Source organism: Lysobacter sp. P5_C4, assembly GCF_054049695.1.
Window position 1 is genome coordinate 108,567 of sequence record NZ_JBFULX010000003.1, and the last position, 15,651, is coordinate 124,217.

The 15,651-nt window shown below is 67.5% G+C and carries 19 protein-coding genes and 1 tRNA gene; 9 read left to right on the forward strand and 11 right to left on the reverse strand.

Features of this window, described 5'->3' with window-relative positions; translation table 11 throughout:
- Positions 1 to 201 precede the first annotated feature (201 nt).
- A complete protein-coding gene (locus tag ACXJJ8_RS08405) occupies positions 202 to 1,902 on the reverse strand; it encodes an acyltransferase family protein (RefSeq protein ID WP_499028848.1) in 1,701 nt (566 codons plus the stop codon).
- A gap of 65 nt (positions 1,903 to 1,967) precedes the next feature.
- Here ACXJJ8_RS08405 and ACXJJ8_RS08410 point away from each other — a divergent pair, with 65 nt between their 5' ends.
- Together ACXJJ8_RS08410 and ACXJJ8_RS08415 are read left to right on the forward strand one after the other, a co-directional pair.
- Complete coding sequence (locus ACXJJ8_RS08410) at positions 1,968 to 2,378, forward strand: DUF1801 domain-containing protein (RefSeq protein ID WP_499028850.1); 411 nt, start codon at positions 1,968 to 1,970, stop codon at positions 2,376 to 2,378.
- A 16-nt stretch (positions 2,379 to 2,394) separates the two neighbouring features.
- A complete protein-coding gene (locus ACXJJ8_RS08415; protein WP_499028852.1) occupies positions 2,395 to 2,790 on the forward strand; it encodes a DUF1801 domain-containing protein in 396 nt (131 codons plus the stop codon).
- Between the two features lie 38 nt (positions 2,791 to 2,828).
- Here the strand turns inward: ACXJJ8_RS08415 and ACXJJ8_RS08420 are convergent, their stop codons facing one another.
- The 6 genes from ACXJJ8_RS08420 to ACXJJ8_RS08445 all read right to left on the reverse strand — a co-directional run bounded on the left by ACXJJ8_RS08420 (position 2,829) and on the right by ACXJJ8_RS08445 (position 7,477).
- Positions 2,829 to 3,398, reverse strand: coding sequence for a hypothetical protein (locus ACXJJ8_RS08420; protein WP_499028854.1), 570 nt, complete (start codon positions 3,396 to 3,398; stop codon positions 2,829 to 2,831).
- A 76-nt stretch (positions 3,399 to 3,474) separates the two neighbouring features.
- The gene (locus ACXJJ8_RS08425; protein ID WP_499028856.1) at positions 3,475 to 3,744 is read right to left on the reverse strand and encodes a hypothetical protein; all 270 of its coding nucleotides are present in this window, start codon (positions 3,742 to 3,744) and stop codon (positions 3,475 to 3,477) included.
- Positions 3,745 to 3,751: 7 nt separating this feature from the next.
- Positions 3,752 to 4,636, reverse strand: a complete 885-nt coding sequence (locus ACXJJ8_RS08430; RefSeq protein WP_499028859.1) for a DUF2950 domain-containing protein — start codon at positions 4,634 to 4,636, stop codon at positions 3,752 to 3,754.
- Positions 4,633 to 6,243, reverse strand: coding sequence for a DUF3300 domain-containing protein (locus ACXJJ8_RS08435; RefSeq protein ID WP_499028863.1), 1,611 nt, complete (start codon positions 6,241 to 6,243; stop codon positions 4,633 to 4,635). The genes ACXJJ8_RS08430 and ACXJJ8_RS08435 overlap by 4 nt, the downstream gene beginning before the upstream one ends.
- Before the next feature lie 116 nt (positions 6,244 to 6,359).
- Complete coding sequence (locus tag ACXJJ8_RS08440; RefSeq protein ID WP_499028865.1) at positions 6,360 to 6,938, reverse strand: TMEM165/GDT1 family protein; 579 nt, start codon at positions 6,936 to 6,938, stop codon at positions 6,360 to 6,362.
- A gap of 71 nt (positions 6,939 to 7,009) precedes the next feature.
- Positions 7,010 to 7,477, reverse strand: a complete 468-nt coding sequence (locus tag ACXJJ8_RS08445; RefSeq protein WP_499028868.1) for a hypothetical protein — start codon at positions 7,475 to 7,477, stop codon at positions 7,010 to 7,012.
- A 73-nt stretch (positions 7,478 to 7,550) separates the two neighbouring features.
- Between ACXJJ8_RS08445 and ACXJJ8_RS08450 the strand changes: the two genes are divergently transcribed.
- The 3 genes from ACXJJ8_RS08450 to ACXJJ8_RS08460 all read left to right on the forward strand — a co-directional run bounded on the left by ACXJJ8_RS08450 (position 7,551) and on the right by ACXJJ8_RS08460 (position 8,800).
- A tRNA-Leu gene (locus ACXJJ8_RS08450) sits at positions 7,551 to 7,637 on the forward strand.
- 16 nt (positions 7,638 to 7,653) lie between these two features.
- Positions 7,654 to 8,133: an FUSC family protein gene (locus tag ACXJJ8_RS08455; RefSeq protein WP_499028870.1), complete on the forward strand. Its 480-nt coding sequence runs from the start codon at positions 7,654 to 7,656 to the stop codon at positions 8,131 to 8,133.
- A 10-nt stretch (positions 8,134 to 8,143) separates the two neighbouring features.
- Positions 8,144 to 8,800, forward strand: coding sequence for a YceH family protein (locus tag ACXJJ8_RS08460; RefSeq protein WP_499028872.1), 657 nt, complete (start codon positions 8,144 to 8,146; stop codon positions 8,798 to 8,800).
- On the opposite strand, the gene ACXJJ8_RS08465 is transcribed toward ACXJJ8_RS08460, so the two are convergent.
- Positions 8,786 to 9,052, reverse strand: a complete 267-nt coding sequence (locus ACXJJ8_RS08465) for a hypothetical protein (protein WP_499028874.1) — start codon at positions 9,050 to 9,052, stop codon at positions 8,786 to 8,788. The genes ACXJJ8_RS08460 and ACXJJ8_RS08465 overlap by 15 nt on opposite strands.
- 48 nt (positions 9,053 to 9,100) lie before the next feature.
- On the reverse strand, positions 9,101 to 9,514 hold the full coding sequence (locus ACXJJ8_RS08470) for an EF-hand domain-containing protein (RefSeq protein ID WP_499028876.1): 414 nt from the start codon (positions 9,512 to 9,514) through the stop codon (positions 9,101 to 9,103).
- Positions 9,515 to 9,661: 147 nt separating this feature from the next.
- On the opposite strand from ACXJJ8_RS08470, the gene ACXJJ8_RS08475 reads away from it, so the two are divergent.
- Positions 9,662 to 10,330 (forward strand): hypothetical protein, encoded by a 669-nt coding sequence (locus tag ACXJJ8_RS08475; RefSeq protein WP_499028879.1) that lies wholly within the window; start codon positions 9,662 to 9,664, stop codon positions 10,328 to 10,330.
- Here the strand turns inward: ACXJJ8_RS08475 and ACXJJ8_RS08480 are convergent, their stop codons facing one another.
- Positions 10,331 to 11,485, reverse strand: coding sequence for a histidine kinase dimerization/phospho-acceptor domain-containing protein (locus ACXJJ8_RS08480; protein WP_499028881.1), 1,155 nt, complete (start codon positions 11,483 to 11,485; stop codon positions 10,331 to 10,333).
- Positions 11,482 to 12,171 (reverse strand): response regulator transcription factor, encoded by a 690-nt coding sequence (locus ACXJJ8_RS08485; RefSeq protein ID WP_499028883.1) that lies wholly within the window; start codon positions 12,169 to 12,171, stop codon positions 11,482 to 11,484. Before ACXJJ8_RS08485 ends, ACXJJ8_RS08480 begins: the two co-directional genes overlap by 4 nt.
- 120 nt (positions 12,172 to 12,291) lie before the next feature.
- Here ACXJJ8_RS08485 and ACXJJ8_RS08490 point away from each other — a divergent pair, with 120 nt between their 5' ends.
- The 3 genes from ACXJJ8_RS08490 to ACXJJ8_RS08500 are packed head-to-tail and all read left to right on the forward strand — an operon-like array spanning position 12,292 to position 15,646.
- Positions 12,292 to 14,292 (forward strand): LTA synthase family protein, encoded by a 2,001-nt coding sequence (locus tag ACXJJ8_RS08490; protein WP_499028885.1) that lies wholly within the window; start codon positions 12,292 to 12,294, stop codon positions 14,290 to 14,292.
- Positions 14,289 to 14,909 carry a phosphatase PAP2 family protein gene (locus ACXJJ8_RS08495; protein ID WP_499028887.1) on the forward strand — a complete coding sequence of 207 codons (621 nt, stop codon included), beginning with the start codon at positions 14,289 to 14,291 and terminating at the stop codon, positions 14,907 to 14,909. Before ACXJJ8_RS08490 ends, ACXJJ8_RS08495 begins: the two co-directional genes overlap by 4 nt.
- Complete coding sequence (locus ACXJJ8_RS08500) at positions 14,906 to 15,646, forward strand: COG4705 family protein (protein WP_499028889.1); 741 nt, start codon at positions 14,906 to 14,908, stop codon at positions 15,644 to 15,646. Before ACXJJ8_RS08495 ends, ACXJJ8_RS08500 begins: the two co-directional genes overlap by 4 nt.
- Positions 15,647 to 15,651: the final 5 nt, after the last annotated feature.

Consider the following 15,651-nt stretch of genomic DNA (forward strand, 5'->3'; position numbering starts at 1 on the left):
GTCCCTTTCCTCCTGCATCCGAGTGGATGCGGGGCGGACGCTGCGAGCGCCGATGTGTATGGCATGCAAAGGGAAACACCGTTATTTACCGCAGAGTTCATCGTGCGCGCTGAATGGCGCAACGGCTGCTGGAGTGAACGTCATTCACGCAAGGCCATCGACGCGCGTGCTGCATCGCAGCGGATGGAGTGCGCGGATGTATCAGTTCGAAGCGGTGGCGTAACGGCTCTGGGCAAACGCGCGCGCCGCGCTGACGGTGATGTGGTCGTCGTCGTAATACAGCGAATACCCGTCCTTCAGCATCGGACACACCGTCGCCGTGCAGAAGAAGTCGGCCGGCTCGATATATTCGACATTCGGATGCGCGGCGACTTGCGCGTGCATGAAGGCCCGCACCGGTGCGGCACGGTGGTCGTACTCCGCGCGCGCCATGTTGCATCGCGCGATATCGCCGGAGGCGATGCAGTCTTCCGGCCACATCGGCATGACCGGCAGCGGGCCGATGACGATCACGCGCTGCGTGGGGAGCGCCGTGAGCACCGAGCGGAAATCGGCGCGCCCGTCCGGGCGCGGCAGGCGATCGAGCCAGAACCCACCCAGCACGACCACGCGGGCCTTCTGCGCCATCGCAAGTGCGGCCGCGTTGAATCGCGAACAGGGTCCATCCCCGTGTCGCGCCGAGGGCAGGCACGTGTCCATCGAAAGTTGCCGCACCACGCCGTACCTCTCGGCGAACGGGCGCCAGGCTTTCGCGTGCGAATCGCCCCACAGCACCACGTCGGCGTCGCACGCGGCCTCCAGGCCATGGCACGCGGCGTCTGCAGGTTGGTCGAGCGCGATGCGGACCGACAGGCTGCCCGCGCGACGCAGCACTGCATCCATCGTGCTGGTGCAGCCGGCGAGCAGCGCGCACGCCACCACGCCGGTGGCGATGGCCTTCGCGCGGGTGGTGCCGCGCCGGAACGGGGTTTCGACGAAGCGCCAGGTGAGCACTGCGAGCACGAAGGCAAGGCCGCAAAGCAACACGCGCGTCGTCAACGATGGCCCGGACGCGCGCGCGATCGCGAGGAGCGGCCAATGCCACAGATACAGGCTGTAGGACACCAGGCCGATGCGGCGCACGGGTTCCCATTCCAGCGGCGCGATCCGCACGCCCGAGTGGATCGCATGCAGGACCAGCACGCTCCCCGCGACGGCAGGCAACGCGCCGATGCCCGGGAACAGCGGCATCGGATACGCGACCGCGACGCACAACAACACGGCGCCTGCCAATGCGCACGCCGGTCCATAACGCGAGGGGCGCGACATCGCCAGCAGGCCACCTGCCGCCAGTTCCCAGAGCCGCGCGGGCATCTGGTAGAACGCGGCCTCGGGATTGACCTGGACCCAATACTGCGCAAACGCGAACGAGACGAGCGCCACCACGACGAACACCCAGCGACGCCGCAGGAAAAACAGCAGCGGCCAGAGCAGGTAGAACTGTTCCTCGACCGCCAGCGACCACAGATGCAGCAAGGGCATGCGGTCGGCGCCGGCATCGAAATATCCGCCCGTCACGGACTGGAAGTGCAGGTTCGCCACCATCGCGACCGCCGCGGTCGCCGAACGATTCACCGCGAGCTGCGAGGCGCCCGGCAGCAACACGGCGGACAATGCGACCGTGGCCACGACGACCAGCACCATCGCAGGCAGGATGCGGCGCACGCGACGCGCGTAGAACGCGACCAGGTCGATGCGCGGTTCGCGTGCGAGCATCCGCGTGATCACGTACCCGGAGATCACGAAGAACACGTCGACGCCGACGAATCCGGCATGCAACGGAAGCCCCGCGTGGTACGCGACGACGGCCAGGACGGCGAATGCGCGCAGCCCGTCGACTGCGGGCAGGTAGTGTTTCCCCATGGCCAAACGATACCGTAAGCTCGGGCTCCTCGACGCCAGGGAACCCCCCCGCCTTGTCGAAGTCCGTGACCAAAACCCCGGTCCTGCTCTCCGGTGGCAATCCGCAAATCGCCAAGGGCGACGGCGATGCGCCCGTGCAGGCCTATATCGCGGCGATGCCCGATTGGAAAAGCGACGTCGGCCGCCGGCTCGATGCCCTGATCGAACGCACCGTGCCCGGCGTGCGCAAGGCGGTGAAGTGGAACTCACCGCTGTACGGCGTGGAGGGGCAGGGATGGTTCCTCGGCGTCCATTGCTTCGCCAAATACATCAAGCTCTCGTTCTTCAACGGCGCGTTGCTCGACCCTGCGCCTCCGGTCGGTTCGAAGGATCCGCACACGCGTTACTTCCACATCCATCAGGACGATGCGTTCGACGAAGCCCGGCTCGCGCATTGGATTGCGCAGGCCGCGAAGCGACCGGGATGGATGCAATGACCGCACAGGAGCGTGCATGAAGACAAGTGCGAAGGCAGGCGACGGCGATGCATCGGCGCACATCGATGCGCGCATCGAAGCATTGGGCGACTGGCGCGGGCAGACGCTCGCACACGTGCGCGCGCTCATCCTGGCCGCCGATCCCGACGTCGTCGAAGAATGGAAGTGGGGCGTCCCTGTCTGGTCGCACGCCGGGATCCTCTGCACCGGTGAGGCGTACAAGAAGCACGTCAAGCTGACCTTCGCCAATGGCGCATCGGTCGCCGATCCGAAGGGGCTCTTCAATTCGAGCCTGGACGGCAACGTGCGCCGAGCGATCGACATCCAGGAAGGCGAGGCGATCGACGAGAAGGCGCTGGGCGCGTTGATTCGCGCAGCTGCGGCGCACAACAGGAAGAAGAAAGCGAAGTAGGGCAGCGCCGCCCCGTCAGGGGCGTCGTGCGTTAGCGATCACTTGCCTTTCGGCAGGAATTCCTTCGGCAACGGCAACTCCGGCGATTCGGCCTGCCACATCAGCGAGACGATCCACCAACGCTTTCCATCGTTCATCAGTTGCAGCGTGTTGATGCCGCGCAGCGTGACGTCGTCCTTTTCGATCTTCGCCTCGTAGGTCGTGAACACGTGCGCGATGTTGCCGAACTGTTCGGTCCTGCGCGCGAGTTCGCGTTCGTGGAAACCCTTCTCGAGCAGCAGCGGGCCGGAGGAGGCGATGTAGTCGTTGACGGTGAGCAGGCGGATGCCGATGGCGTCCTTCGTCTTGCCGCCGACCGGCATCATCCGTGCGCCGGGCACGAACAGCGAGCGCATGCGGTTCCAGTCGCGCGCCTGGCCGGGCGGGCCGGAGATCACGTCGTAGAGGGCGGCGAGGATGCCGTCGAGCGTGGCGACGTCGGCGTCTTTCGCGGGCGGGATCGGCGTGACGACCGGGTTGGTCGGCGGCTCGGCGTGCGTCGCGGTCTGCGCGAAGGTGGGCGCTGAAAACGCGGTGACCGCGAGGAACAGGGTGAGCGGAAGGCGCATGCACGGGTCCGTGTCGAAGGGCGGATGCGCGATCAGGCCATCGGCGTCGCCCGGCGGACAGTGCCACAAGTGGTGGTCACGCCCCCTTCGACTCGTTCTCCAGGGCCTTCGCCACGATCTGTGCGTAGAGCGACACCAGCCGCCCCGCGAGCGGTTGCAGCTCGGGGTGCCGCGCGACGTACTGGTGGCTCAGGTTGGCGTCTTCGACGAGATCCTTGAGGAATTCGAACTGGCCTTCATCGAGCTTCGCGCCGGCATCCACGCGACGCTGCAGCTCCAGCATGCGCGGCAGGCGCGCATTGAGGCGATCGAGCAGCACCTTGCTGGTCGCGAAGTCGTCGGACATCGCGTCCTCAGGGTTTGGGTTCGTCGATCGCCTGCCAGCCGCTGTCGGGATCGAAGGTTTTCATCTTCGCGACGCTGCGGTCGGTGTCCTTGCCGAGGTCGCGTTCGAACACGCCGCCATCGTGGCTGATCATGAAGGACTGCATTCCGGTGTCGCCATACTTCGCGGGCCAGGCGATGAGTGCGAAGCCGCGGCTCATGTTGTCGCCCAGCGTGTATTTGTACGCGCCGCCCGGTGCCGAAGGTCCTTGCGCTTCGAGGATGCGGTAGCGGTAGCCGAGGTAGTCGCCCTTCGGTGTCTCGTCGCCGAACAAGGGGCCGAGCGGGCTGATTTCGCCGCTGTCGTCGTCGGCCCAGTAAAGACCATCGTGGCGGCCGTCGGTGCTGACGAACTTGCGTGCGTATTCCAGCACGCCGTCCCCGTCGCGATCCGATGCGGCATAGTCGTTCTGCGCGTCGTGATACGTGCGCAGTGCATCGATGACATCGATCTCGTTGCGGCCGATGCGCCGCGCGCGGATTTCATCGGCGCCCGCGACCAGGTCGTAGTGCCAGCCCTTCGCGTCTTTCTTCAAGGGCACGGGGAGCGTCCACGCATCCGCGCCGACGGCGAGCATCTTGCGATCGGTCCCGGTGTCCTGCCATGCGTGGCGGGCGCGGTATTTCGCAAGGAAGGCATCGACGTCGCTGCGGTCCACGCTGCCCGTCGGGATGTAGGTGCGCCAATCCTTGCCGAGCAGGGCGGCCAATTGGTTCACGTCGGCGTCCTTCGTGCCGAGCGCTTTGACGAGCGCATCGGCGGCGGCGTCGGGCGAGGGGAAGGCTTGTTGCGCGAAAGCGGGCATCGCGAAGGCGAGCGCGGCGATCGATGCGATCGGAAGCAGCCTGTTCATCGACGACGTCCTCCACCTGCATGGGCACCACTGGAGGCGCGTTGTGGTTGTTGATGCGATGCCTGGCGTTGTTGCCCGCCACCACCGCCGCGCGGTTGTCGGTTCACCTGGTGCGACGCTTGTTGTTGTCGACCGCCGCCCCCCTGGCGCGCCTGGTTCTGGCTCGCGTGGCCGCGTTGTGCGGCGGCGCGCGAGGACTGCGGCGAACCCGCGCCGGCGAAGGCATCGTTGTGCGGACGTTGCTGGCGGTTCGCCTGTTGGCGCGCGGCGTCGCGCGAGGCGTGGTTGTTCGCGCCCTGTTGGCGGTGTTGTGTTGGTTGGCGGTTCTGTGCGGCTCGGTTCTGGCCGCCATCGCGGTTACCCGCGCGCTGTTGTCGATTCGCGGCGTTGGCGCGATCGGCTGCATCTGCGCGCGCACGATCGGCGCCACCGCGTTCGGCGCCACCGCGTTGTTCAACCTCGCGCCTGGCCGTCTGGGCACGCTGTTGCGCTTCACGATTGCTGCGCGCAGGGCCTTCCATGCCGCGGCTTTCCATCGACTTGCGCGCTTCCGCGCGCCGGGCGTCGTCCCCGCGCATGCGATCGCGCGAGGCCGAATCCGGCAGGCGATTGGCGTACTTGTCCCGATTGACTTGATCGCGGTACGGCACGCCGTCGCGATTCAGGCTGTTGTGCTGCCAATTGCCGTTGCTGATCTGTCGATTGGTATTGATGCTGTTGTAACGATTGACGTTGACGTTCACGTCGTTGCCGCCCCAGTCCATGTCGCCCCACAGCGAATCGGCAATCGCCACGCCCGTGCCCCACGCCAGACCGCGCGCGAGCGCGCTGCCGACGGGGTAATACGCCGACGGCGGTGGATAGTAGGGCGGGGGATAGGAGGGATAGGCCCACGTGCCGTACGCGGTCGTCGGGTTGTACGTGGGGACGTAGACCGTCTGCGGATCGGCGGACTGGATGACGATGACGTCGGTCGACGCGGCGGGCCCCGCCGTCGTCACTGCGCCGCTGCCGCTTTCGTCGTACACGGGCGCCGGTTCGGAAGGCGGCGCCGCCGCCTGCGTGCTGACCTTCTGGTATTCGTTGCTCGCCAGGTTGCCGGCATCCTGCGCCTTGTGGCGCAACTGCTGCACCGCATCCATGACGTTGTCGGGCTGTGCGAGGAACGCATCGCCCAGGCGTTGCACCCAGGCCGGATCCTGCCCCAGCGTCGCCAGCGCCTGCGGGAACGCGACGAGCGATTGCACGCTCGGATCCCACGGTTGATCGGCGACCTGCCTCACCGCAGCGTCGCCCTTCGCATCCGGATGCGCCTTCGCCCAGGCGGACGCATCGGCGACATCGCCGGGGTAGGTCGCCGCCATCAGCACTTGCGCCAGCAGCGGATCGGGATACAGCGCAATAGGCGCGACCATCTGCGCGAGCTCTTCCTGCGTGAACACGCGGTCGCGCGCCGCAGGTGCGGCCGGGGCAGCGGCAGTGGTCGTCGCGGGCGCAGGCGTCGCCGTTGCCGCGGGTGTCGGCGAAGCGGGGGCCTGCGCAGCCTCCTTCTTGCAGGACGCGCAGGCGAGGACGACGACGACCGGCAGCATCCATCGCATCGACATGGCAGGCCTCCCGACGGGAGGTCCAAGTCTGTCCGCCACGACCGGCGCGCGCCTCAGCAAAACAACCGACCGCGGCCAGCAAAATTACTGAGGCGCGCGCGAAGCTCGGCGGGAATTCAGAAACCGAACCGGGCGCCGGCGCCCACCAGGGTCAAGGCGCCCAGCACCGCGAACAAGGCGGCGGCCACGATGTGCACCAGTCGCATGGGCACGCGCGAGAGCAACTTGTCGCCGAGGAAAACCGCCGGTACGTTCGCGATCATCATGCCGAGCGTCGTGCCGATGACGACTTCGACGGGTGCGGCGTACTTCGCGGCGAGGGCGATCGTTGCGAACTGCGTCTTGTCGCCCATCTCGGCCAGGAAGAACGCGACGAGCGTGGTCCCGAAGACACCCCAATGCTTCTTCGCATCGGCCTCCTTCTCGTCGAGCTTGTCGGGAATCAGCGTCCACGCGGCCATCGCGAGGAACGACAGGCCGAGCACCCAACGCAGCGGTTCCGGACCGACGACGCGCATCAACCACGCACCGAGCGCGCCGGCGAGGGTGTGGTTGAAGATCGTGGCGGCGAAGATGCCGGCGATGATCGGCCAGGGCTTGCGGAAGCGCGCGGCGAGGACGAAGGCGAGCAGCTGCGTCTTGTCGCCGATTTCCGCAAGCGCGACGACGCCGGTCGATACGAGGAAAGCTTCCATCCCAATCCCTGAAAACGGCCGCGCATTCTAGCCGAATGCCGCGTCAGGCCGTGTTCAAGCCACGGGGCGGATCAGCGTGTCGATGCAGCCGCGGGTGCGACGACCGAGGCTTGCGCAGGCGGTGCGCCCGAGGCGGCATCGGCCAGCGCTTCGATGCGCGCGATGTGCGCGTCCTGGGCAGCGGCGGCCTGGTTCGCTTCTTCCGCAGTGTCGTTGCCCGCGCTTTGAAAGCTGCCGTGCCCCTGGGTCCATTTCGCCCAGTCCGGCGCGCCGTTCGCCGAGCCGAAGAAGATCAGCAACCCGATCGCATACACGAACGGCGAGACGAGCAGCGAGGCGAGCAACTGGAACAACCCGGCCATGGCACCGAGCTTCGACATCGCGACGATCGCGAGGATGAAAGCGACGAGGTTCAGCGCCCAGCCGAGCAAGCCGAGCCCGGGGAAGGGCAGGAGGAAGGCGAGCCACGCGATGCCCAGGCAAATCCATGCGGCCTTGCCCGCGGTGTTCGGTGCGCGCGCCGCCAACGTCTCGTTCATGCGTTCTCCCTGCCGGCTCCCCGCCGACCAGCGGCGAGGTTATCGCAGATCACGATATGCTGCGCCGCGCCCGGCCCGGATGGCGAAACTGGTAGACGCAAGGGACTTAAAATCCCTCGACCGCAAGGTCATGTGGGTTCGATCCCCACTCCGGGCACCAACGCGCAAGGGGCCACATGCCGATCCTTCGCACGACCGCGTTTCAATTGTCGCTGCGGGCTTCAACGGCCGCGGGACTCGCGTTCTGGATCGCAACGCTGCTCGGCGCCCACTACGCGATCTATGCACTGGTCGCTGCGGTGATCGTCACCGACCTCGCGCCCGCAACAACGCGGCGGCTTGCGATACAACGCATGGCCGGCACGGTGATCGGCGCGGGCGCCGGTGCACTGTTCGTCCATCTGCTGCCGAACGGACCGGTTGCGCTTGGCGTTGCGATCCTTGCGTCGATGGCGTGCGCATACGCGTGTCGCTTCGAGACGCCTGCGGCGCGGGTGGCCGGCTATGTCTGTGCGATCGCGATGTTCGCGCACAGCGGCGATGTCTGGATGTACGCCTTCGACCGCGCGTGGGAAACGATGGTGGGCATCGGCACGGCGCTTGTCGTCGGACTCGTGCCGTTGTGGCTGCGCGAGGATGAGTCGGACCCGCGCTAGACTGATGGACATGACCCACGATCCCGCATCGCCTTTCCCCATCCTCAACGCCCTGGAAGCGCGCATCCTCGGCTGTCTGATCGAAAAGCAGGCGACCACGCCCGAGCAATATCCGCTCACCGAAAACGCGATCCAACTGGCGTGCAACCAGAAAACCAATCGTGAGCCGATCATGGACGTCTCGCCCGGCGACGTCGCGCACGCGGTGCGCCGCATGGAAGAACGTCGCCTGGTCAGGAACACGCAATCGGCGCGCGCGCTACGCTTCGAACACAAGGCCGCGCAGGCCTACAGCCTGACGCCGCCGCAACTGGCGATCATCGCGATCCTGTTGCTGCGCGGGCCGCAGACGCCGAGCGAAATTCGCACACGCACCAATCGCATGGCGACCTTCGCCGACCAGGACGACCTGCAGCACGCACTGGATCGCCTGCAGCAGAAGGAAGCGCCGATGATCGTGCGCGTGCCGCGGTCCGGCGGGCAGCGCGAAGATCGCTACATGCACTTGTTGTGCGGGCCGGTCGATATCGAAGCCTTGCGCCCTGCATCCGCGTCGGAGAGTACGCACGCCGGCGGCTCGCTGGGGGAACGCGTCGCCGAACTCGAAGCGCGCGTGGAGGCATTGGAGCGCGTGATACAGCGCCTGGATCCCTCAACCGGCAGCTGAGGTTCCGTCCATCAATCGTGCGATCAACGCGATGTCCTCGCCCATCGTCGGCAGGTGCAGCACGCCGATCTCCTCGGTTTCGATCACCAGGCCTTCGCCGAGGTAGGACCACTCGGCCTCGGGGTAATCGGGTGCGTACAGCCCGTCGTCGATCACGGCGACCACCTTGCCCTTGAGGCCGTCGGCGTCGACGCGATCGCCGGGGAGGACGGCTTGTCCGCTCTTGTAGTGCATGCGACGGAAGTCTCGCACAAGGCAAATCGTCGCCTGTTTCACGTCCGTTCCGCGGGCGGCTTGCGTTCAGCGCACCATCTTGACGCCGAAGCGGTCGCTCAGCTCCTGCGGGTCGATATTGCCGTCCCCGTTCACGTCCATCCACTTGAAGCGCATCTCCGAGGCGCGATCGAGTTCGTTGACGTCCAAGAGTTCGTCGGCGTTGCGGTCGGCGACGCGCACGCGGTCGAGCGCATCGGCCGCTGTCACGTCCGGGCCCAGCAGCGGGGCGAGTTCCGCGGGACTGATGTGATGGTCGCCGTCGGTATCGAGCGCGGCGATGAAGACTTCCGAGTCGACTTCGTACTTGCTCAGCCCGCCATCGTGGTTGACGTCTAGGCGTGAGAAGCGTTCGGCGGCGGTGGTCGCGATCTGCTGCGCGGCCAGCGGCGCGCTCGCGAGCAGCAACAGGACGGCGATTGCCTTGCATTGCACGGTCATGGCCTGCCTCCACGCGGAAGAGGGCGCCAGCAGACCAGCCGGGGCCGGGCCGGGCAATTGGCCTTTCGCCCAACGGCCGCTTAGGATCCGCACACGACCTTGGGGGAGGGCGCAGGGATGGCGGTGACAGGGAGTCAGTCGGGGGCCGTGCGCAAGTCGGCCTGGAGCGTCGTCGTGTTCGTGATTGGGTTGGCGATCCTCGCCCTGGCGGCGAAGTCGGCTTCGATGCGCGAGGCACGCAGCAACGAAGAGGCCGCGCATGCGGTCGCGTCCTCGAAAGTCGCCTCCGCGTTGTGGGCGGCGGCCGAACGCAATCGGCAGGCCTTGCGCACCTATCGCGGCAAGGTCGCCGCCTATTCGGCGGCAATGGACCCCAAGCGCATCGTCGCGCCCGAAGGCGCGGCGCAGGCGCGCCAGGCGATCGATCGCTTCCGCGCGGCCTGCGCCGAACTCGACGCGGCACGCAATGCATCGGACATGGCCTTGTTGCAACAGGTCGACGCGAGTCCCGCGGGCGCCGCCACCACGCACGAGGTGCGCGAAGCGCTCGAACGCATCGATGTCTACGTGCAACGCATGCGCGACAACCAGCGCGCGCAGGCCGATGCGCTGGGGCGGGTCGTCGTCTTTCTTTCCGCGCATGCCGACACCCTGGCCTTCGACCACCAGGGGCCGGTGTTCCACGACCCCGACGACCTGGCAACCTACAACAGGCTCGCACAGGCGGCGCGCACCTTGTCGTCGCAGGAAACGCAGCTCGCCGACAGCATCGAATTCGCGACGCGCAACGAATTCGCGGATCTCGCGCGCCGGTGATCAGTCCGTATGCGTGAGCACGATCCGGCCGGGCTCGGCTTCCAGCATCCAGCCGGCGCGGTCGGCGGCGCGCGCAAGCAGCGGTGACATTGCGCCGGCGTCGCTGCGCCGGGCCGAGGGGTCGCGCACGGCATCGGCATCGATGACGCTCAGTTGCCCGTTGTTCCGCGTGGCCAGGATGCGGCTCGAATCGCGCAGGTGCTTGCGCACCAGGGCGCGCAGCAACAGCACGGTTTCGCGCCGCGCGACGTCGAATGCACCGGTGGCGTCGATGGTCGTGACGTCGGCCCATGGCGACAGGCTTTCGGAAAGCAGCGCGGCGGTGTCCATCGTTTCGCGTTGCACGGGCGTGCGGCGTGCGGCGCCGAACAGCAATTCGATCAGTTCGGCGAGTTCTTGCGTGCCGCGGTCGAGGCGTTGCAGTCGTGCGGTGTTCGCCGGGTCCTGGTTCGGTTCGTCGAGCAGCACTTCGGCGACGCCTTGCACGACCGCGATCGGCGTGCGCAACGCATGGCTGGCGTCGGCGAAGAAGGCGAGCTGGTGGGCGTCGGCCTCGACCAGGCGCGCCTGGTAGGCGTCGATCGCGCGCGCGAGGTGACCCAGTTCGTCGTCGGGCGCGCTGTCGCCCAATTGCGTCGGCGCCGGCGCGACGGGCAGGGCGTCGACGGCATCGGACAGCGCCTTGACCGGCGCAAGCGCGCGTCCGGCGAAGATCCAGCCGAGCCCACCGCCGATCCCCACGCCGAGCAACACCATCGCGGCCAGGAGAATGCGCAGGTGGACTTCGAGCGTTTCGATGTCGCCCAGGTCGATGCTGAACCACATGCGGCCGGCCACCGTGTCGAAGACGCCGACGTGGATGCCTTCGTGGCGTTCGTCCTCGTGCACGCCCGGGCCGAAGCGCGCGAGTTCCGCCGGCGGTTTGGCGAGATAACCGCTCAGGCGTTGCGTGCGCGGCAGTTCGACGCGCAGCCGGTTGGCGATGCGCAGGCTGTAATCCTCGGCTTGCCCGCGCAGCACTTCCGAGGCGATGACGTGCTCGTAATCCTCGGTGATCGCGATGACGGCGGCCGAGAACAGCAGCGTCATCACCAGCCCCAGCGTTGCGCAGGCGAAGGTGACGCGTCGGCGCAGCGAGGCGGGTGATGGGCTCATGCGGCGGGGACCTGGTAGCCCACGCCGCGCACCGATCGGATCAACGCGGTGCCGAAGGGTTTGTCCAGGAGCGCGCGCAGCTCGTACATCTGCGTGTGCAGCGCGCCCATGTCGGCGGCCTCGTTGCCCCATGCGGCGCGCAGCAGTTTGTCGTGCGGGACGATGCGCGGGGATTCGGACAGCAAGGTTTCGAGCAACCGCCCCTGCAGGCGGGTGAGCGGGATGTGCTGGCCTTCACGCGTCGCCGTCATCGTGCCCGCATCGTAGGCGAGCAGGGCGCCGCCCGTCTTGTGCGCGCCGGGCACGGCGCGGCGGTGGAGGGCGCGCAGGCGGGCGTCGAGTTCCTTCAGCGCGAAGGGCTTGACCATGTAGTCGTCGGCGCCGTGTTCGAAGCCGCGCACGATGTCGTCCAGCGTGTCGCGCGCGGTCAGCATCAGCACGGGCACGCCGTTGCCGGCGTCGCGCAGGATCCGGCACAGGTCCAGGCCGTCGAGCCGCGGCAGGCCGAGGTCGAGGACGATCGCGTCGAACCCGCCCTGTCGCGCGCGCGCCAGCCCGGTGGCGCCGTCGCCGCAATGGTCGACTTCGTACCCCCGCCGTTCCAGGAAATCCCAGATGTTGGCGGCGATGTCGTGTTGGTCCTCGATCAGGAGCACGCGCATGTCGGCGGCGGGTGGGGAGGGCATGTGCGAAGCGTGCCACGCGCGCGCGCCGGCGGGTTAACGAATGGCTGAGCCACGGCTGAGCACCCATTACATTCGGCCCACGCACCCTGCGGCCTGTTCGTTCCCCGCCGCGGAGCCGTCGTGTCGCCCTGGTCTTCGATTCCTGCCCGCTTGCGGCCGCTGGCCTGGCTCGGGGCGTGCTTTCTCCTCGTCTCCACCCTGACGCGGCTCGCGTTGCGCTTGCATGCCGGTGCGGCCGCCTTCGACGGGATCCCGGGCGAGGCGCGGGTCTTCGCGCTCGGCCTGGTCTACGACGTCCTGACCTTCCTCTACTTCGCCTGGCCGCTGGTGTTGCTGCTGTGGCTGTTGCCGATGGGCTGGCTGGAGAAGCGGCGCGGGCGATGGTCCGTCGAGGCGGTGTGTCTTGCGTTGCTCGCCGTGCTGCTGTTCGTCGCGGTGGCCGAGTGGACGTTCTGGGACGAGTTCCAGACCCGCTTCAACTTCATCGCGGTCGATTATCTGGTCTACACGACCGAAGTCCTCGGCAACATTCGGCAGTCCTATCCCGTCGGGAAGATCCTGGCGGCGCTGGCGATCGTCGCGGCGTCGATCGCGTGGTTCACGCGACGCGGCAGGCGTGCGACGGGCGATGCGATGCCCTTCGCCCGGCGCAGCGCGTACATGGTGGCGTGGTTGCTGCTCACGCTCGCGGGCACCTGGCTCGTCGACAGCGAGATGAAGGACCGCGGTACCAATACCTACGCCGACGAACTGGCGGGCAACGGCATCTATCAATTCTTCGCCGCGTACCGCAACGCCTCGCTCGACTACGACCGCTTCTATCGCACGGTGCCCGCCGAGGACGCGCTGGCGCAGGTGCGTCGCTCGCTGGCAACGCCGGACGCCACCTTCCTGTCGCCGCGCGGCATCGACCGCCACATCCACAACGCGCGCGCGGAACGCCGCCTCAACGTGGTGCTGGTGAGCGTCGAGAGCCTGTCGGCAGATTACAGCGGGACCTACACGCAGGGCCCGTCGCTGACGCCGCAGCTGGATGCGTTGTCGAAGGACAGCCTGGTGTTCACGCGCCTGTATGCCTCCGGCACGCGCACGGTGCGCGGGCTCGAAGCGTTGGCGCTGTCCGTGCCGCCGACGCCGGGCGAATCCATCGTCAAGCGCCCGGGCAATACCGGCCTTTTCAGCCTGGCCGAAGTGTTCAACGCCAAGGGTTACGACTCCGAATTCCTCTACGGCGGCTACGGCGCCTTCGACGACATGAACGCCTTCTTCGCCGGCAACGGCTACGGCGTGCACGACCGCACCGAGATCGCCGACAAGGACATTCACCACGAGAACGTGTGGGGCGTCGCCGACGAAGACCTCTACACGCTGGCGCTCGACCGTTTCGACCGTGCGCACGCGGCGGGCAAGCCGTTCTTCGCACACCTGATGACCACCTCGAACCATCGCCCGTACACGTTCCCGGCCAACCGCGGGCCGTGGCCGCAAAAGGTGCGCCAGAGCGCGGTGTTGTATACCGACTGGGCGATCGCCGATTTCCTGAAGCGGGCGCGCAGGCACGCGTGGTTCAAGGACACGGTGTTCGTCTTCACCGCCGACCACTGCGCGATGAGCGCGGGCAAGGCCGCGCTGCCGGCATTCCGCTATCGCATTCCGTTGTGGGTGTATGCGCCCGGGCATGTTGCGCCGGGCACCTTCGACGGGTTGATGGGGCAGATCGACATCGCGCCGACGGTGCTGGGTTTGCTCGGCATGGATTACGACAGCCGCTTCTACGGCGTCGACGTGTTCGAACATGCGCCCGATCGCGCCTTCGTCGGCACGTACCAGTTGCTCGGTTACCTGCGCGACGACCGCCTCGTGCAATTGGCGCCGCATCGTCGCGTCGCTTCGCTGAAACCGGCGATGCGCGCCGACCTCGTGCAGCCGGGCATCGCCGATGACCCGGGTGCGACCTTGCAGGCGGTGAGTTTCTACCAGACCGCGGCGCACGCATTCCGCGACGGCGCCATGCACAGGCTGCAGCGCGCCGCACCGGCGCGGCCCGAAGCCCGGCCCGACGATGCGACGCCCACCGTGCAGGTGCGCGAGGAGCAAACACGCCCGCGGACCGCGGGATGATCAGGCGCCGGTTCGCGTGGCTGTGCCTCGCGGCGGCGATCGTGCTTGCGCAGGTGACCGAAGAAGTCCTCGGCAACGAGAGCGCGCTGGTCGACAAGACCTTGCTCGTCGACATCCACGATGGCGTTCCGCCGGGCATGGTGCGCCTGTTCGATCTCGCGACGCTCAGCGCGTCGGGCAAGGTGTTGTTGCCCGTGGTCGCGCTGGCGGCGATCGCCTTGGGGCTCGCACGGCGCCGCCATGAAGCCTTGTTGCTGGCCGTGTCCGCGGGGCTGGCCTCGTTGGTCGTGTATTGGTCGAAGACGGCGTTCGGCCGCGCGCGCCCGGACCTCTGGGACACGCAGTGGTATTGGGGTTCGAGCTTTCCCAGCGGGCACACGCTGAGCGCGGCGGCGATCGCGACCGCCGCGTGCCTCGTCGTCGCGCGCCTGCGACCGGCGTGGCGGACTGCCGTCGTGCCGTTGGCGATCGCATGGGTGGTCGCGGTCGCGCTGTCGCGCCTGGTGTTGGGCGTGCATTGGCCGACGGACGTGCTCGCGGCTGCGTGTGCGGGCCTCCTCGTCGCAGCCGGCGTGAACGCCGCGCTTGTCTTCATCGAATACAGGCGCAAGGGATGAACGCACGCGTGGCGAGCAAAGTGCCGGCGGTCACGGCATCGTTCTGGCTGATCAAGATCCTTGCGACGACGCTCGGCGAAACCGGCGGCGATGCGGTGACGATGTCGATGGGGTTGGGCTATCTCACCGGCACGCTGATCTTCGCCATGGTTTTCATCGGAATGGTGATCCTGCAGATTCGCGCGCGCGATTTCCATCCAGCCGTCTACTGGTCGACGATCGTGGCGAGTACGACGGTCGGCACGACGCTCGCCGACTTCGCCGACCGTTCGCTCGGCATCGGTTACACGGGCGGCGCGAGTTTGCTCGCGGGCCTGGTGATCGCGTCGTTGTATGCCTGGTATCGCACGCTCGGCACGATCGCGGTGGACAGCGTGGGCGATGCGAAATCCGAAGGCTTCTACTGGCTGACGATCATGCTGTCGCAAACCCTCGGCACGGCGCTCGGCGATTGGGTGGCCGATACCGCGGGCCTCGGTTATCTCGGCGGCATCGTGGTGTTCGGCGCCTTGCTCGCCGGGATCGCTGTGCTGTATTGGAAATCGCGCGTGTCGCATGTCGCGCTGTTCTGGGCGGCGTTCATCCTCACCCGTCCGCTCGGCGCGGTGGTCGGCGACTTCCTCGACAAGCCCTTCGACCACGGTGGATTGAACTTGAGCCGCTACGTGGCCTCCCTGGTGATCTGCGCGGCGATCGCCGGGTGCGTCGCGCTGTTCCCGCAACGCGCCGCACGCTAACCTCC

What these genes read in the sequence shown, in the direction of transcription:
- ACXJJ8_RS08405 (WP_499028848.1), bottom strand. Translation starts at nt 1,902, where the DNA reads ATGGGGAAACACTACCTGCCCGCAGTCGACGGGCTGCGCGCATTCGCC.
- ACXJJ8_RS08415 (WP_499028852.1), top strand. Translation starts at nt 2,395, where the DNA reads ATGAAGACAAGTGCGAAGGCAGGCGACGGCGATGCATCGGCGCACATC.
- ACXJJ8_RS08420 (WP_499028854.1), bottom strand. Translation starts at nt 3,398, where the DNA reads ATGCGCCTTCCGCTCACCCTGTTCCTCGCGGTCACCGCGTTTTCAGCG.
- ACXJJ8_RS08425 (WP_499028856.1), bottom strand. Translation starts at nt 3,744, where the DNA reads ATGTCCGACGACTTCGCGACCAGCAAGGTGCTGCTCGATCGCCTCAAT.
- ACXJJ8_RS08430 (WP_499028859.1), bottom strand. Translation starts at nt 4,636, where the DNA reads ATGAACAGGCTGCTTCCGATCGCATCGATCGCCGCGCTCGCCTTCGCG.
- ACXJJ8_RS08435 (WP_499028863.1), bottom strand. Translation starts at nt 6,243, where the DNA reads ATGTCGATGCGATGGATGCTGCCGGTCGTCGTCGTCCTCGCCTGCGCG.
- ACXJJ8_RS08440 (WP_499028865.1), bottom strand. Translation starts at nt 6,938, where the DNA reads ATGGAAGCTTTCCTCGTATCGACCGGCGTCGTCGCGCTTGCGGAAATC.
- ACXJJ8_RS08445 (WP_499028868.1), bottom strand. Translation starts at nt 7,477, where the DNA reads ATGAACGAGACGTTGGCGGCGCGCGCACCGAACACCGCGGGCAAGGCC.
- ACXJJ8_RS08455 (WP_499028870.1), top strand. Translation starts at nt 7,654, where the DNA reads ATGCCGATCCTTCGCACGACCGCGTTTCAATTGTCGCTGCGGGCTTCA.
- ACXJJ8_RS08460 (WP_499028872.1), top strand. Translation starts at nt 8,144, where the DNA reads ATGACCCACGATCCCGCATCGCCTTTCCCCATCCTCAACGCCCTGGAA.
- ACXJJ8_RS08470 (WP_499028876.1), bottom strand. Translation starts at nt 9,514, where the DNA reads ATGACCGTGCAATGCAAGGCAATCGCCGTCCTGTTGCTGCTCGCGAGC.
- ACXJJ8_RS08480 (WP_499028881.1), bottom strand. Translation starts at nt 11,485, where the DNA reads ATGAGCCCATCACCCGCCTCGCTGCGCCGACGCGTCACCTTCGCCTGC.
- ACXJJ8_RS08485 (WP_499028883.1), bottom strand. Translation starts at nt 12,171, where the DNA reads ATGCCCTCCCCACCCGCCGCCGACATGCGCGTGCTCCTGATCGAGGAC.
- ACXJJ8_RS08495 (WP_499028887.1), top strand. Translation starts at nt 14,289, where the DNA reads ATGATCAGGCGCCGGTTCGCGTGGCTGTGCCTCGCGGCGGCGATCGTG.
- ACXJJ8_RS08500 (WP_499028889.1), top strand. Translation starts at nt 14,906, where the DNA reads ATGAACGCACGCGTGGCGAGCAAAGTGCCGGCGGTCACGGCATCGTTC.